General features: G+C 44.7%; 17 protein-coding genes. 5 read left to right on the top strand and 12 right to left on the bottom strand.

Annotated elements, in window-relative coordinates; all coding sequences use genetic code 11:
- Positions 1 to 64: 64 nt before the first annotated feature.
- Together DRW41_RS16945 and DRW41_RS16940 are read right to left on the bottom strand one after the other, a co-directional pair.
- The gene (locus DRW41_RS16945) at positions 65 to 364 is read right to left on the bottom strand and encodes a spore coat protein (RefSeq protein WP_053367860.1); all 300 of its coding nucleotides are present in this window, start codon (positions 362 to 364) and stop codon (positions 65 to 67) included.
- Positions 361 to 567 (bottom strand): hypothetical protein, encoded by a 207-nt coding sequence (locus DRW41_RS16940; protein WP_053367861.1) that lies wholly within the window; start codon positions 565 to 567, stop codon positions 361 to 363. Before DRW41_RS16940 ends, DRW41_RS16945 begins: the two co-directional genes overlap by 4 nt.
- 158 nt (positions 568 to 725) lie before the next feature.
- Between DRW41_RS16940 and DRW41_RS16935 the strand changes: the two genes are divergently transcribed.
- The 3 genes from DRW41_RS16935 to DRW41_RS16925 are packed head-to-tail and all read left to right on the top strand — an operon-like array spanning position 726 to position 2465.
- Complete coding sequence (locus DRW41_RS16935) at positions 726 to 935, top strand: hypothetical protein (RefSeq protein ID WP_053367862.1); 210 nt, start codon at positions 726 to 728, stop codon at positions 933 to 935.
- Positions 936 to 950: 15 nt separating this feature from the next.
- Positions 951 to 1310: a spore coat protein gene (locus tag DRW41_RS16930; RefSeq protein WP_181884611.1), complete on the top strand. Its 360-nt coding sequence runs from the start codon at positions 951 to 953 to the stop codon at positions 1308 to 1310.
- 18 nt (positions 1311 to 1328) lie between these two features.
- Positions 1329 to 2465 (top strand): zinc-dependent alcohol dehydrogenase, encoded by a 1137-nt coding sequence (locus DRW41_RS16925; protein WP_115453194.1) that lies wholly within the window; start codon positions 1329 to 1331, stop codon positions 2463 to 2465.
- A 134-nt stretch (positions 2466 to 2599) separates the two neighbouring features.
- Here the strand turns inward: DRW41_RS16925 and DRW41_RS16920 are convergent, their stop codons facing one another.
- Positions 2600 to 3694: an L-dopachrome tautomerase-related protein gene (locus tag DRW41_RS16920; protein WP_115453193.1), complete on the bottom strand. Its 1095-nt coding sequence runs from the start codon at positions 3692 to 3694 to the stop codon at positions 2600 to 2602.
- A gap of 473 nt (positions 3695 to 4167) precedes the next feature.
- Between DRW41_RS16920 and DRW41_RS22695 the strand changes: the two genes are divergently transcribed.
- The gene (locus DRW41_RS22695; protein ID WP_142752249.1) at positions 4168 to 4359 is read left to right on the top strand and encodes a hypothetical protein; all 192 of its coding nucleotides are present in this window, start codon (positions 4168 to 4170) and stop codon (positions 4357 to 4359) included.
- Between the two features lie 71 nt (positions 4360 to 4430).
- Here DRW41_RS22695 and DRW41_RS16910 read toward each other — a convergent pair whose 3' ends face one another.
- Together DRW41_RS16910 and DRW41_RS16905 are read right to left on the bottom strand one after the other, a co-directional pair.
- Positions 4431 to 5078 carry a phosphatase PAP2 family protein gene (locus DRW41_RS16910; RefSeq protein ID WP_115453191.1) on the bottom strand — a complete coding sequence of 216 codons (648 nt, stop codon included), beginning with the start codon at positions 5076 to 5078 and terminating at the stop codon, positions 4431 to 4433.
- 175 nt (positions 5079 to 5253) lie between these two features.
- Complete coding sequence (locus DRW41_RS16905) at positions 5254 to 5649, bottom strand: cytosolic protein (protein WP_115453190.1); 396 nt, start codon at positions 5647 to 5649, stop codon at positions 5254 to 5256.
- Positions 5650 to 5849: 200 nt separating this feature from the next.
- Here DRW41_RS16905 and DRW41_RS16900 point away from each other — a divergent pair, with 200 nt between their 5' ends.
- Entirely contained in the window at positions 5850 to 6707 is an 858-nt protein-coding gene (locus DRW41_RS16900) for a DegV family protein (protein ID WP_115453189.1), read from the top strand.
- Between the two features lie 68 nt (positions 6708 to 6775).
- Here the strand turns inward: DRW41_RS16900 and DRW41_RS16895 are convergent, their stop codons facing one another.
- The 7 genes from DRW41_RS16895 to DRW41_RS16865 are packed head-to-tail and all read right to left on the bottom strand — an operon-like array spanning position 6776 to position 14480.
- On the bottom strand, positions 6776 to 7927 hold the full coding sequence (locus DRW41_RS16895; RefSeq protein WP_115453188.1) for a homogentisate 1,2-dioxygenase: 1152 nt from the start codon (positions 7925 to 7927) through the stop codon (positions 6776 to 6778).
- A 4-nt stretch (positions 7928 to 7931) separates the two neighbouring features.
- Positions 7932 to 8858 carry a fumarylacetoacetate hydrolase family protein gene (locus DRW41_RS16890; protein WP_115453187.1) on the bottom strand — a complete coding sequence of 309 codons (927 nt, stop codon included), beginning with the start codon at positions 8856 to 8858 and terminating at the stop codon, positions 7932 to 7934.
- Positions 8855 to 9484, bottom strand: coding sequence for a flavin reductase family protein (locus tag DRW41_RS16885; RefSeq protein ID WP_115453186.1), 630 nt, complete (start codon positions 9482 to 9484; stop codon positions 8855 to 8857). Before DRW41_RS16885 ends, DRW41_RS16890 begins: the two co-directional genes overlap by 4 nt.
- Positions 9485 to 9486: 2 nt before the next feature.
- Complete coding sequence (gene hisC, locus DRW41_RS16880; protein ID WP_181884610.1) at positions 9487 to 10590, bottom strand: histidinol-phosphate transaminase; 1104 nt, start codon at positions 10588 to 10590, stop codon at positions 9487 to 9489.
- Between the two features lie 30 nt (positions 10591 to 10620).
- Positions 10621 to 11736 (bottom strand): 4-hydroxyphenylpyruvate dioxygenase, encoded by a 1116-nt coding sequence (gene hppD / locus DRW41_RS16875; RefSeq protein WP_115453184.1) that lies wholly within the window; start codon positions 11734 to 11736, stop codon positions 10621 to 10623.
- A gap of 26 nt (positions 11737 to 11762) precedes the next feature.
- Positions 11763 to 13232, bottom strand: coding sequence for a dihydrolipoyl dehydrogenase family protein (locus tag DRW41_RS16870; protein WP_115453183.1), 1470 nt, complete (start codon positions 13230 to 13232; stop codon positions 11763 to 11765).
- Positions 13233 to 14480: a dihydrolipoamide acetyltransferase family protein gene (locus tag DRW41_RS16865; RefSeq protein WP_115453182.1), complete on the bottom strand. Its 1248-nt coding sequence runs from the start codon at positions 14478 to 14480 to the stop codon at positions 13233 to 13235.

Here is a 14480-nt window from a genome sequence, read left to right as displayed (position 1 = left end):
TCGTAAGTCCTCACTTTGTTAAGGTCCGCTATGAAGTCTTCTATTACCTTAATAAACAAAAAGCCTATTGCTGTGCCAGGTTTGTTGCTGTTTGTGATGCAGTTAAATCAACCTGCAACTGCTCACTTAGATTATGTGGATGATAGTATCCTTTTGACATCATATAGCTGGTTATATTTTCATGAGTTTGAATAGCAGCCTGTAATTGTTCCCTCAATACTGTTCTTAATTCCGGGGTAGCTGCTTCTGTTATTGCAATTGTGTAATTCCTTATTCCTGCTTTAGCAGACATTAAGAAATCAGTTGCGATAACCTGGTCCGTCATACCGCCCATCCCTACCATGTTTTGGATAAATTGATTCATTGGTTGGCCTCCCGATTTGTTAAGATTTGCTGCAATTGCTGAATATGCTGCTGTCCTGCCGAAACATCATTTGAAAGAATTGTTTTTAATTCTTCATCCTGTGCCAAAGGACCCATTGTTGTTGATTTGGTTAAACATAGGTTTTTAAAAGTTAACAATTCGTGCACTTCAAGAGTCTCATGCAATCCCAGATATTTGACCATCATATTCACTCCTTTTGTGTTTTTGTACCTTCTTATTTATTTGAATGACTTAAATGGAATATTCATGTTAAAAAATAAAATCGCCCATTGATTGAGTATAAAAAGAAATCCTCATTGGGAAAATACTTTAGATTAAAAAAGTGCGAGGTGAAGAGTTGATGGACCAGCAAAAGTTGGCACTACACGAAACTTTGGAGACACATGAAATCATCAATCTGAAAACTGTTTGTTTGCTGAGGTCTAAATTAATGCAAGGGATTTGCTTTAATAATGAGTTAAAACAGTTAATGCAGAAAGATGTTCAACAATCAACAGAGGCGATAAATGAGCTGCTGCCTTTTTATAAACAGAGTGAAATTCTTCATTAATCAGGAGGTGGAATCATGAAAGACTATCTAGACCCGAGAAATGCGGAAGGCATGCCGAATCTGGCTGATTCTGCATTTGCAATGGACTTCTTGCTATCTGTAAAAAATGGTATTCGTAATTATGGATTTGCCATTGCAGAAGTTGCGAATCCGGAACTTAAAAGAGTATTAACTAAACAATTGATGCAAGCAATTGATCTACACGGAGAAATTTCCGACTTAATGATGGAGAGAAAATGGCTTCACCCCTATAATTTTAAGGAGCAGTATCCAGTTGATTTAAAAGGAGCAGAGACAGCCGTTCAAATTGGCCAAATGACCCTCTTCCATAATGACACCGACCGGGGCGGAATGTTCGCTACTCCAAATGAATAAAAGGAGAGAAATACTTAGATGAAAGCTGTTACCTATCAAGGGATTAAAAATGTAGAAGTAAGAGAAGTAAAAGATCCCACAATTAAGAATTCCGATGATATTATAGTTAAAATAACAAGTTCCGCAATTTGTGGGTCGGACCTTCATTTAATTCATGGTATGATTCCCAGCATGCCTACTGACTTTGTCATTGGGCATGAGCCGATGGGGATTGTTGAGGAAGTAGGGCCAGATGTAAGGAATTTAAAAAAAGGTGACCGGGTCATTATCCCTTTCAACGTGAGTTGCGGCACGTGCTGGTATTGTCAGCATGATCTAACCAGCCAATGTGATAATTCCAACCCCCATGGTGACATGGGCGGATTCTTCGGCTACTCTGAACTTACTGGCGGTTATGCAGGCGGGCAAGCTGAGTATATGCGTGTCCCTTACGGAAACTTTACGCCTTTTAAAATTCCCGAGGCTTGCGAAATTGAAGATGAAAAGCTTTGTTTACTTGCGGATGCAGCTTCAACTGCCTACTGGTCGGTAGACCATGCCGGCGTCAAAGAGGGAGATACAGTCATAGTGCTTGGTTGCGGCCCGGTTGGACTGCTTGCCCAAAAATTTGCCTGGTACAAAGGAGCAAAAAGGGTTATTGCTGTAGATTACATTAACTACCGGCTGCAGCATGCCAAGAAACACAACAAGGTTGAGATTGTGAATTTTGAACAGCATGAAAACACCGGTCAGTACCTAAAGGAAATTACAAAGGGCGGAGCAGATATAGTCATAGATGCTGTCGGTATGGATGGAAAGTGGACCGAAATGGAATTTCTTGCAAGTGGATTAAAGCTTCAGGGCGGAGCGATGGGGGCGATTGTAATTGCCAGCCAGGCGGTCAGAAAAGGCGGTACCATCCAAATAACAGGCGTTTATGGAGGACGATACAATGCTTTTCCGCTTGGAGACTTGTTCCAGAGAAATATCGATCTAAAAATGGGACAGGCACCCGTTATTCCGTACATGCCTTTCCTATATGACCTGTTCAATTCCGGAAAAGTGGATCCTAGCGATGTTATTACACACGTTCTCCCTCTCGATCAAGCAAAGCATGGATATGAAGTTTTCGACACAAAAACAGAAGATTGCATTAAAGTTATATTAAAACCTTAAAAAACAGACTGCCCAGTGAGTTTAAGACTGGGTTTTTTTGTTTTATCACCGAAAAGTACTGATCTCTCCTCATTTTTGGAGTGTTATGAAAGAAAAGGCTAGCAGTGTGCTGTGAAGGAAGTAGCCCATTATTATTAAAAGGCCGGAGCAGGTAATTCGCCGATTTTCATACGAAGTAAACTATAGGGTTTTTCTCGTAAATCTCTTCCATAATGAAATCTGGCTTGCCGATGTAATTGGTTTACAATGACATATAAGTATCCATCAGGGCCAATTGAAAAAGTATCCGGCCAAAGTATTCTTGGATCATGTGCAATGGTTTCCATCGCTCCATTAGGTAATATCTTTCGAATACTGTTATTTTCATAATCCCCAGCATAAACTGTTCCTTTTGCATCGGTGATCATTCCATCAGATGCACCTTTCTCTCCCCGATACTTCACATGATAAATTAAATCTGCATCCAGTATGGACCGGTCTCTTAGGACTTCTGTTGAAATCGAAAACAGATGACGACTGGTGAGTGGGCAAAAAAATAATACCTTGCCATCGGGAGAAATTGCAATTCCGTCAGACGCCAGCCTAAATGGTGAGGTTGAGCCATCTTTGTTTCGATTCATCAAAATTTTGCCCTCTACTTTCGGCAAAAAAAAGGGATCGGGTGAAGTTGGATTTGCCCCATTTAACCGTCTAAATGCTGTTCCAGTTTCTAAATCAACCACGATAATAGCTCCTGGTCCTGTAGATGAGGAATCGGTAATATATGCATATCCGGCTCTACCAACACGAAAATCAAATCGGACATCATTCAGGTAAGTTGTTGGCAGGACAACATCTTCTGTAAAGGAATACACTCTTCTAATTGTATTGGTTTTTAAATCAACAGCGACTAATTTTGCTCCGCCTTTAATAGGTTCAGAGAAATTGGGTGCGGCTGTATCTAATACCCAAAGCGTTCCCCTGCCATCAGTAACTACACTTTGGACACTGATGAAAGTCATTTTGATATTCTCGGGGTTAAACAAATTGGTTTGTAAATTAGGATAAGGCTGCAATTTATCATCAACAATTTCCGCCACAGTAAATTTTACTTCGTCTCCCCATTTCGGAAAACAAATAAAAATACGCCCTGTTTCTGAAACACTAACACCAGTGGGCATTGCCCCAAAAAATGTATAAACAAGTTCTAGCTTACCGAAATATTTTTCAATAGGTAGCATGGGTTTCATGATATCCTCCTCAACCATTTAAACCGGATATCACCTATATATGATTTTTATTTTTTCGAGTGCATGTTTCTTAATAAGTTTTTCTATACAAAAAGATGATGGTATGATTGTTTACGAAATATATAAAGTCTGTCAGGTGAAATGAATGTCTATATGCTTTAAAGGAAATGACAAGTTGAAGAATATCAGGTATTAAACAGCCGCGACATCTGGATTCCAAGCTTCACATTAAAGTTATATAATATATAAATACCTCTTCCATTATTTTATTCTTTGGTGGACCCACACTCAGTTAATAGCCATTTTTGTATATATTCAATATCTCTATTCTCATCGTCCCAAATGAAGTCTATAATATCCGATTCCTTAACTGCATTGTCGGGAACATATATTACTAATGATGAATTAAGAAAGTTGATCAATTCAAATGATAATTCTCTAAGATGTTTTTGTATTTTATCATCTAGCAGAAAATGAATCCACCTAATTGGGTGGCTTATACAGCGGTTTTGAAAGAACAGCTGGCAGACGCCATTCAGACGCATACGGAAATAAGCGATTATATGGTTGAAATGAGTTACTGTCATCCAGCAGACCTCTCAAGCCAATTTGAAGTCGACCTCACCGCCGCACAAACAGCTGTCAACCTTGGGGAAAAGCAATAGGAAAAGCGAGAGCGCCCGTGATAGCGCCGTATGGGGACAGAAAAAGGCTGCGTGGCGGCAGCCTTTTTTTGTTATTTATTTTTCACAAAAACAGTCTCCTGTTTTTCTGTGACTGGGATATTGTAAAGTTCGAATAGAATGCCATACAGGAAAGATACAAGGAACATCGAAGCAATCATATCCGGCACAACATGCTGCTTTACAAACAATGTTGAAATGATGATGAGTGATCCAGCTATATGAATGAACAATGTATTCAGGATATGCTTATTTCCTATGTGGCGGGAACCAAGCATGATCGCAAATGTTGTCAGCACATGAATGCTCGGGAAGCAATTATAGGGCTGGTCATTGGCATATATGAAACGGACCATATCGATCAAAATGCCGTTCCCTGTCAATTGCGGCCTGGGGACGACTGTCTGGAAAAAGAAATAAATCAGGAAGCAGATGGCCTCCCCGACTACGATCAGAATGAGTGTTTTAAGGTAGACCCTGGTATCCTTGAAACAAAAATAGACAAGGTATATAAAAACATATCCATACCAGAGGATGTAGGGAATAATGAATATAGGCAGGAATGGAATCAAGCCATCAGCCGCTGTAGATATATGGACCGCCTTTTGCGGGTTCTCATTCAAAAATTGGTAAACCATGCCCAGGACAGGCATGACCAGCAAAAATAACAAATATGGAGATTTTTTGAGATACATATTCATAAAGATGGTAAGCCCCCCACTTTGATATTTATGCTTTTTTACCCCTTATTGACAAGAATCACGCCCTTTTAAGTATATCATGAATTTTCCTCTAATGTTGTAATTTCCCACTTTTAAAAAGAATTGTTACCCTAATTTAGAAAAAGAAGTTCATTTGAACCACTCTTCCCAGCCTTTATGCATCCAGGGATTGGCCTTCCTCGACAATATGATAAAGAAGATGGGCCAAATGGTGGATAGGGCCGTATTCTTCCTCTTCTTCATTCGTTTCTTCGTTAAATTCAAGGTCGTTAAGATAAAGAGCCATAAATTCATAAAAATCCTTCATTGCGAAAGAGTAGCAGGCGGTCGGATCCTCGTTCTCTTCCTCATATTGAAGTACCAGGTGTGAAACCGTTCCATCAACATCCTCGGCATCAAAAAAGACAAAAAATCCGATGTTCGTATCGAGCTCGAACAAATGGCGCGTCCCCCCTTCCGTCGCCTTGTTATAATCCTCTTCATTTAGCTTTTGGATTTGCATGGAGTCCACATTATCTTCCTGATGAAAACTGACTACAAACGATTGCATTCCCAATAACCTCCTTTTGAATCAACGTACTCCCGAATCAATATACCCTATTTCCCAGTTGATTATCCACTATTATTCCGGGCCAACGGGCGTCTGCTTGAATCATTATTGTTAGAATAATAACATTATTACCTATTTATCGTTTGAATGGTAATATGATAGGAAAGATAAGAAACTAAACCCGTAAAGGAAATCCCATTATGGAGAATAAGAAACTTGCATGGATAACCGACAGTACTGCCTATTTGACCGAAGGATTAAGACGGAATCCCGATGTCCATGTCGTTCCGCTTGAAATCATCTTTGGGGACCAGGCTTTTGAGGACGGAATCGAGCTTGGCATGGAGCAACTATACAAACGCATTAACGGGGAAAAAACAGTTCCTAAAACATCGCAGCCATCACCCGGTAAATTCGCCAATCTATTTGAAAAATTGAAAGAAGAGTACGAAGGAGCAATTGCCGTACATATTTCTTCAAAATTAAGCGGCACACTATCAAGCTGTATTGCGGGGGCGAAGCTTGCCAAATTCCCTGTTGAAGTCGTAGATTCGAAATCCATGTCCTACGCGATAACCGCGTTGATTGAAAAAGCCATCGAACTGTGTGACAACGGCCTCGGAGCAAGTGACATCGCCTCCATCTTGAGAGAAGAGGCAGAGAACTCACAAAATTATATCCTTCTTGGAAACCTGGAACAATTTTTCAAAGGCGGCAGGATGTCCGGTACCCAGTATTTGCTTGGCAGTATTTTAAAAATAAAGCCGATTATTCGGATTAATTCCAGTGGTGAGTTCGAATTATTCGAAAAGGTCCGCTCCGAGAAAAAAGCTTCGGCACGGCTGGTCGATTTATTTGGTGAAGCATATAGGGAAAACAGGGTTGAAGAAGTCTGGATCATGCATGGAAATGTACCTGGAAAAGCCAGGGAAATGGAATCGATGTTGAGCGCGGCATACCCTGGCCTGAAGACATCAATTGGCGAAATCAGTTCAACCATCGCCGTCCATGCGGGAGAAGGAACCGTCGCAATCATCTGGCAAAATGAACAAAAATAATAATGCAAAAAGAAGGCCGGATGTATTCCGTCCTTCTTTTTGCATAACCAAACCGACATGCCTTGAATTTATCCGCCTGTCCACGAATACATATAGCCCTTGTCTTCAATTTCCCCCGCAGGTTTGAAAATACGGAGCGGACGGAAAGTGTCGATCATGACCGCAAGTTCGAGCGTTTCTTTTTTTCCGATGCTTGCTTCCGTTTTGCCGGGATGCGGCCCGTGCGGTATGCCGCTTGGGTGCAGGCTGATCGATCCTTCCTTGATACCTTTCCGGCTCATGAAATTCCCTTCCACATAATAAAGCATCTCATCGCTGTTGACGTTGCTGTGGAAATATGGGGCCGGAATCGCCTCTGGGTGGTAATCGTAAAGGCGCGGCACAAACGAGCAAACAACGAAATTATGGCCTTCAAAAGTCTGATGGACTGGAGGCGGCTGGTGGATTCGGCCTGTAATCGGCTCAAAATCTTCTATATTGAATGCCCACGGGTACAAATAGCCGTCCCAGCCCACGACATCGAACGGATGGTGGCCAAGGATATGCTGATGCAAGAAACCCCTCGTTTTGGTCATCACTTCAAATTCGCCTTTTTCAGAATAAGTTTCGAGTGTTTCCGGGCCCCGTAAATCACGCTCGCAGAACGGACTGTGCTCCAGCAGTTGGCCGTATTCATTCCTGTAACGCCTTGGGGTTGTCAGTTGAGAATATGATTCAATAAACAGGATTTTAGTATCCGACTCCGGAATCAGCCGGTAAATCGTCCCGATTGGGATGGCAAGATAATCGCCGCGCCGGTAGGAAAGCGTGCCGAACATTGTTTGCAGTTTTCCTGAACCATGGTGGATGAACAACATTTCATCGCCATCGCCGTTCCGGTAATAACTTTCCATAGGCTTATCGACATTTGCCGTTCCAATCAGCAGGTCGCTGTTTCCCATCAAATATTCCCGCGCGCCAAGCGCATCGCCGGATTTCCTGATTTCCGGCGTATAAAAGTGCCTATGTCTAAGCGGGCTGTCTTCTTCATATTCAGGAAGGAAGGGAATGATTTTCTCCGCCCTGACAACCTCCGTCGGCATATGTTCGTGGTAAAGGATGGATTGGGTGCCTGAGAACCCTTTCGTCCCCATCACCTGCTCCCTGTATAATGAACCGTCTTCCTTTTTGAAAACAGTATGCCTTTTGCGGGGAATTTTCCCCATTTGCCGGTAATACATGTGTTCACCCCTTTTCCCCAACAATCGTATTCCGTAATAGTCCCAGCTTTTCTATTTCCAATTCAACAACATCTCCGGGCTCGAGCCAGCGATGGACCACCTCGCCAAGCTCAAGGATGCAGCCGGTCCCTACCGTCCCTGAACCAATCAATTCACCGGGATAAAGGGTCGTGCCGGCAGAAGCACGCTCAATCATTTCCGCGAAGGAATAATGAATATCCTTCATATTCCCTTTGGATAAAATTTCGCCGTTTACTTTGGCGGTCATGGCAAGGTCAAAGCCCTTGCCCGCTTTATGCCCGGACAGTTCATCCGCGGTCGTGATATACGGGCCGATTGTGGTTGCGAAATCCTTCCCTTTCGCAGGTCCAAGGCCGACCTTCATTTCCTTTTGCTGAAAATCGCGCGCGCTCCAGTCGTTAAGGATGCAGTAGCCGAAAATAAAATCCTCGGCATTCCCGGCTTTAATATTGCTTCCTTGCTTCCCTATGACACAGGCGATTTCCAATTCATAATCCAATTTCCCGCACTCTATGGGCCTCGTTATTTCTACCTCGGTCCCCTTGATTGCCAGATGGTTTGAGAAGTAAAAAACGGGAATTTCATACCACTCGGGAATCATTTCGAGACCCCTGTTCATCCTCGCCGTTTTCACATGCTGTTCAAAAGCATAGAAATCGCGGAAGCTTTTCGGCTGTGGAAGCGGCGCCAAAAGCCGGACCGAATCCAATGGATAAACCCCTCTGGTTTTAGCGCCAACTTCAAGGGACCTTGCTTTTTCAAGGTTCGTTTCAGCGTTTAATAGAAATACTTCCATTGAATCGGGTAAAATGCCGTTTGAAGCCTCTTTCATATCGACAGCGAAAGTGTCCCCCAAAATCCAGCCTGCCGCGGCCTCCCCGCTTGGCTTTATAAACGAAATAAACCTCATTTCGCTCCACCCGGCTTTATCAGTCGATTTAGCTCAAAGGTGGAACCGAGCGGCCTTGTATACAAATTGCCTGCCATCCGCCCAATCGGCTTCAGTTCTTCGGCAAGGATCCTGCCGTTGTCGATCAGGCTGTCTTCCGCGTGAATATGGACGACCTTCCCTACGACCAGGCTGCCGGAGCCCGGCTGGTCTCCGTAGTGATGGACTTCGTGCAGCTCGCATTCCAAATGGATTTTTGCCTCCTTAATCCTTGGAGCACGTACCGCAGCGGCGGGCTCGCGTGTAAGCCCCGATTCTTCCAACTCATCAACTTGCGGTGGATATTCCGTTGCGCAAATATTCATCTGTACCGCTATTTCCTCGCTAACAATGTTAATGACAAACTGGCCGGTTTCCTCGATGTTAATCAGCGTATCTTTCTTGGCGCCGTCACTCCCACGCCTCATTGGGGAAAAGCATATAAGCATCGGTTCGGCGCTGATGACCGTAAAAAAGCTGAACGGCGCGGCATTGGTGATACCATCTTTGCCAACTGTCGAAACAAAGGCAATCGGCCTAGGCAGGATCGAGCCAATTAAAAGCTTGTATCCATCGCGCCAGTCCATGCTGCCTGGAGTAAATTCCATTTCTACACCACCCCTTCCGCGGCGAACGATCGTAGAGCCTTAAGAAATGCGTCGTTTTCTTCCCTGCATCCAAGAGCAACGCGAAGCGCGTTCGGATATCCGGGGGCTGCAAGGCCTTTTACGAATATTCCTTTTTCTGCAAGGGATGCTTCCGCCGCGAGCGATGATTCTTTCAGCAAAACAAACAGGAAATTCGCTTCCGAAGGCAAAACCGTGAAACCCATTCCGGCAAGGCAATTGGCGACGTACTCCCGTTCCAGGCAATTCTTTTCAGCGGATTCCGCTATAAAAGCCTTATCGGCAAGGGATGCCGCAGCTGCCGCGGCACCCACCCTGTTTACGTTAAAGACATCCTTTACCTTCCGAAGTTCCCCGGCAATTTCCGGAGCCATCATCCCATATCCGATCCTAAGGCCCGCGAGCCCGTGGATTTTTGAAAAAGTCCTTAAAATAACGACATTCGGTTGCTTTTCCAGGATTGTTTTCGCGTCATTCATCTCGCCTAGCGTCACATATTCAACGTAAGCTTCATCAACGACAATCATGACATTCTTGGGCATATCCGAAATAAATTGCGCCAGCGCATTTTTTTCCACTATCGTTCCCGTCGGGTTGTTTGGATTACAAACAAATACCATTTTGGTTTTTCTGCCAATTTGGGCCATCATCCCTTCAAGATCGTGCGCGCCATTAGCCAGTGGCACTTCCACCGGAATTCCGCCTTCAATTAAAACATTCGTTTTGTACCGGGGAAACGTGCAGGACGCCATCACCGCTTCATCTCCATGGCCAATGAAGGCCCGGGTTAACAGCCGTATCACTTCATCCGAACCGTTTCCTACGATAAAAAAACCTTCAGGCAAGCCATGGAATTCGCCCAGTGCGTTATAGAGCCTTGAATATGTGCCATCAGGATAGCGGCTTACTGATTCAAGTTCCTTTTTCGCTGCTTCGAGGGCAAAGGGTGACGCGCCATATGGATTTTCGTTGTCTCCCATTCTGATAATCCTGGAAAACCCCAGCTTTGTTTGCATGGTTTCAGGCGGGGGGCCCAGTGGGTAAGGGAGGAGTGAGACCAATTCATCCCTCGCTTTAATTGTTGCCATACCCATTCCCACTTTCGTGAATCTGTTTTTTTATAGGTTTCCGCGCCTGGCCTGTTCACGTTCGATGGATTCAAAGAGTGCCTTGAAGTTCCCTTCGCCGAATCCCCTTGCGCCTTTGCGCTGGATAATCTCTATGAACAATGTAGGCCTGTCGACGATGGGCTTTGTGAAAATTTGCAGAAGGTAGCCTTCATCATCGCGATCGACCAAAATGCTTAACTCCCTAAGCTTTGAAATTTCCTCGTCGATTTGCCCTACCCTTTCGGAAAGCTCTTCATAATAAGCATCAGGGGTGGACAGGAATTCGACGCCATTGTCTTTCAGTGCAGTAACAGTCGAAACGATGTCTTCAGTAAGGATGGCCAAATGCTGGACTCCCGGGCCGTTATAGAATTCAAGGTATTCCTGTATTTGCGATTTCCGCTTTCCTTCTGCAGGTTCATTGATCGGGAACTTGATCCTGCCCCCGTTATGCATAACCTTGGACATAAGCGCGGAGTATTCAGTTGAAATGTCCTCATCTGAGAAATGCTTCATTTCCTTGAAGCCCATGACCTTTTCATAATATTCAACCCACTCGTCCATGCTTTCGACGTTGCCGACAACATGGTCAATGCCGATAAGGCCGGTATCCGGAATCTGGTCAAACTGCGTGTATGGCTCATATCCAGGCATGAATGGCCCGGTATAACCGTTTCTCTGGACAAGTGTATGGATTGTGTCGCCATACGTGCCGATGACCGCTTTCTTAATCGATCCGTGATTGTCGCTATAGTCTGTTGGAGCCATCAATGCGATTGCCCCACGGTCAACCGCGGCGGAAAAGGCTTTTTCGACATCATCAACGAGAAGGGCGACATCCTTCACTCCGTCGCCATGTTTTTTTACAAAAGCGGAAACTTCACTGTTTTCAACAAGCGAACCAGTGATGACAAGCCTGATGTTCCGCTGCTGAAGAACGTATGAAACAGTTTCGCGGTTTCCTGTCTCAAGCCCTGAATACGCAACGGTGTGGAATCCGTACGCATTGCAGAAAAAGTAGGCCGCCTGTTTTGCGTTCCCTGTATAGATTTCAAGATAATCTACATCCCTTACTGGAAAAAAGTCCTCCACCAACTCATTCGTTTTCAATGTATGTTCTTGCATGAAATAACCCTCCCATAATAATTAGTTTATTTAATACCTAAAGAGACTCCGGCTTGTAAACTTTCAGTATCGACTCCACTAGTTTTCTTTTGAGGTTTTAAATGGACAGCTTTTCCCCCAAGTCCTTCGGCAGCTTCAAGCAATGCTTCAGCAAGACCCGGATGCGGGTATGATGGAAACACAAAATCCTCTTCCCTGGCGCCCATTTCGAGCCCGGTTACCCCGCCGAAAATGAGTTCATGCGCTCCTTCACCAATGATATGAATTCCAAGGATCACATCGGTTCCGTGTTCAGAAATGATTTTAATAAGGCCATCCTTCTTCCCGGTGATGGCGCTGAACCCGTTTGCGGCCAACGGGAACTGGCTCGTTTTAATTTCGAGTTTTTTGGAAAGCGCTTCTTCCTCGGTCATTCCAACTGAAGCGATAGGCGGCCTAGTAAACGAGACCTTAGGAAGGAAGTGAAAATCTGCTTCTGGATTTAGGCCGCACGCTGCTTCTGCGGCGATTTTTCCTTGTTTAATCGCTTTTGAGGCAAGGAATGGCTCGCCTGTTATATCCCCAACCGCGTAAATGTTCTTCACCGAGGTGCGGCATTGGCTATCCACCTGGATGAAACCTTCGCTATCATGTTGTATCCCGATCCTTAATGTTCCGAGCCCGGCAGTATCAGGGCTTTGTTTTTCCTGATAAAAGAAATGCGTTGCTTCGAGAACTTTTTCGCCGGACGCCCCTTCGAACTGAATGGCGACGCCGCTTTCTATTTCGGCAACATCCTTAATCACGCACTCTTTTAACATTTGGATTTTTTCCTTTTTAAAAATCCTGGCCAGTTCTTTTGAAATCGAAGAATCGAAAGGCAAGTTCTCACCTTTTTTCAATAGGAACGTAACTTCCGATCCCAGTGCCCTGAAGGCCATGGCCATTTCGAGCGGCAGAGTGCCAGATCCGTAAATTGCCAGATGTGCCGGAATTTCGTCCAGGAAGGAAATCTCTAACTGATTAAGAATCCTCCGGCTAACAGGATACTTACTGTTGGCGGCTGGGTTTACACCCGCGGCGATGATGGCGTCGTTAAATTCATGGACATCGTATTTATCACCTTCCTCCACGCCAATTCTTGTATCCGACAGGAAAAATGCGGAACCCCTTATCCTTTGGACTTTATTGGCTTTGCAGAGTGCCTCCACCCCTGCCCGCAAACTAGCAATGGTTTTATTGCGGTGTTCAAGCAATCTATCAAATTGTATGTCTGCATGCCCCGTTGCTATCCCCAACACATCACTTTTTTTTACAAGATCAAGGCTTTTCGCCGCTTCGGTAATAACCCTTGAAGGGATGCAGCCTTTATTTAGGCAAACCCCTCCCATTTCACCTTTTTCGATCAGGAGTACTTGCCTGCCAAGCTGTGCCGCCCTAATCGCCGCATGGTAGCCTCCTGGTCCACCACCGATAACAATAAGATCTGCCTGATTGGCCATTTCACCCACAACCATCTATACCAGCTCCAATAACAGCATTTTCGGATTTTGAATGTAGGCGGCAAAACGGTTCGTAAACTTAACGGCCGTCGCTCCATCGGCGACCCTGTGGTCAAACGACATCGACAGGTTCATGATCGAGCGGATGACTATTTCATCGTTGTCATTAACTACAGGCATTTTTTTCGTCTTATGGAAGGAAACAAGCGCCACCTGCGGATGCTGGATAATTGGGGTTGCCCCAATGCTTCCGCCAAGCGGTCCGACATTGCTGATTGTAAATGAGCCGCCCTGGATATCGCTGATCGTAAGCGAGTTATTCAATGCCTTTTCTGTAAGTGTTTTCATATCCTTGTTTATTTCCGGAAGGGCCTTTGTTTGGATGGCTCGGATGACCGGGACAATCAGCCCCTCCTCTGTATCGACCGCGACACCAAAATTATGATTATCCAAAAGCCTGATTTCTTCATTTTGTTCATCGAGAACCGCGTTGAAAATCGGGAATTCCTTTAAGCAGATTGATAGTGTCTTTATAAAGAAAGCTGTCGCGGAAATCGGCTTTCCGGCATCTTTTAGCTCATTTCGGAAGTGGATCAGGTTTGTAACATCGATTTCTTCAAAATGGGTGCAATGGGGTATAGTCTGGATGGAGTGAAGAAGGTTTTTGGCAATTTGCTTGCGCCTGCCCCTGAATGGAATGGTTTTTCCAATGGTTGGAATGGAACTGTCAGCAGCCGGAATCCGGGTGGTCCCCACAGGACCTACTCGTTTGGGGCTTTCTTTGCCCTTTTCGATGAATTGAAGAACATCCTCATCAACGATCCTTCCCGCAGGCCCGCTACCCGTTATTTCTTCAATATTGACGGAATTGTCCCTGGCCAATTTTCGTGTATACGGCGAAGCCAATACTCGTGGGTAGATTTGTGTGATGGCCTCCTTCTTTGGAAGAATGGCCGTTTCCATTACTGTGCCGGTTTTAGTGGCCGTTTCACGGAAAGCGTCACTGACACTTTCAGCACCTGCACCTTTCCCAGCAGCCTCAAGGACGAGCAGCACCGTGCCAACTGGAACGGTGTCACCTGGGGCTACCTTGAATTCCTTTACAATCCCAGATGTTGGGGAGGGAATTTCGGCGACCATTTTATCTGTTTGCACCTCAATCAAAGGATCATCTGCCTTCACAAATTCACCTGGTTTGACGAGGAAACAATTAATCGAGGCTTCAGCCATCCCTTCCCCAATATCATGGAGCTTTACCTCCAT

Origin of the sequence: Neobacillus piezotolerans (genome assembly GCF_003362805.1) — a bacterium.
GTDB classification, from domain to species: domain Bacteria; phylum Bacillota; class Bacilli; order Bacillales; family Cytobacillaceae; genus Bacillus_D; species Bacillus_D piezotolerans.
This window is presented reverse-complemented; position numbering and strand designations above follow the sequence as displayed.

Excerpts from the sequence above, each read along its gene's own strand:
- DRW41_RS16945 (WP_053367860.1), bottom strand. The coding sequence starts at position 364 with ATGAATCAATTTATCCAAAACATGGTAGGGATGGGCGGTATGACGGAC.
- DRW41_RS16885 (WP_115453186.1), bottom strand. The coding sequence starts at position 9,484 with ATGGAATTTACTCCAGGCAGCATGGACTGGCGCGATGGATACAAGCTT.
- DRW41_RS16930 (WP_181884611.1), top strand. The coding sequence starts at position 951 with ATGAAAGACTATCTAGACCCGAGAAATGCGGAAGGCATGCCGAATCTG.
- DRW41_RS16890 (WP_115453187.1), bottom strand. The coding sequence starts at position 8,858 with ATGAGGTTTATTTCGTTTATAAAGCCAAGCGGGGAGGCCGCGGCAGGC.
- DRW41_RS16900 (WP_115453189.1), top strand. The coding sequence starts at position 5,850 with ATGGAGAATAAGAAACTTGCATGGATAACCGACAGTACTGCCTATTTG.
- hppD (WP_115453184.1), bottom strand. The coding sequence starts at position 11,736 with ATGCAAGAACATACATTGAAAACGAATGAGTTGGTGGAGGACTTTTTT.
- DRW41_RS16905 (WP_115453190.1), bottom strand. The coding sequence starts at position 5,649 with ATGCAATCGTTTGTAGTCAGTTTTCATCAGGAAGATAATGTGGACTCC.
- hisC (WP_181884610.1), bottom strand. The coding sequence starts at position 10,590 with ATGGCAACAATTAAAGCGAGGGATGAATTGGTCTCACTCCTCCCTTAC.
- DRW41_RS16935 (WP_053367862.1), top strand. The coding sequence starts at position 726 with ATGGACCAGCAAAAGTTGGCACTACACGAAACTTTGGAGACACATGAA.
- DRW41_RS16865 (WP_115453182.1), bottom strand. The coding sequence starts at position 14,480 with ATGGAGGTAAAGCTCCATGATATTGGGGAAGGGATGGCTGAAGCCTCG.
- DRW41_RS16925 (WP_115453194.1), top strand. The coding sequence starts at position 1,329 with ATGAAAGCTGTTACCTATCAAGGGATTAAAAATGTAGAAGTAAGAGAA.
- DRW41_RS22695 (WP_142752249.1), top strand. The coding sequence starts at position 4,168 with ATGAATCCACCTAATTGGGTGGCTTATACAGCGGTTTTGAAAGAACAG.
- DRW41_RS16895 (WP_115453188.1), bottom strand. The coding sequence starts at position 7,927 with ATGTATTACCGGCAAATGGGGAAAATTCCCCGCAAAAGGCATACTGTT.
- DRW41_RS16920 (WP_115453193.1), bottom strand. The coding sequence starts at position 3,694 with ATGAAACCCATGCTACCTATTGAAAAATATTTCGGTAAGCTAGAACTT.
- DRW41_RS16910 (WP_115453191.1), bottom strand. The coding sequence starts at position 5,078 with ATGAATATGTATCTCAAAAAATCTCCATATTTGTTATTTTTGCTGGTC.
- DRW41_RS16870 (WP_115453183.1), bottom strand. The coding sequence starts at position 13,232 with ATGGTTGTGGGTGAAATGGCCAATCAGGCAGATCTTATTGTTATCGGT.
- DRW41_RS16940 (WP_053367861.1), bottom strand. The coding sequence starts at position 567 with ATGGTCAAATATCTGGGATTGCATGAGACTCTTGAAGTGCACGAATTG.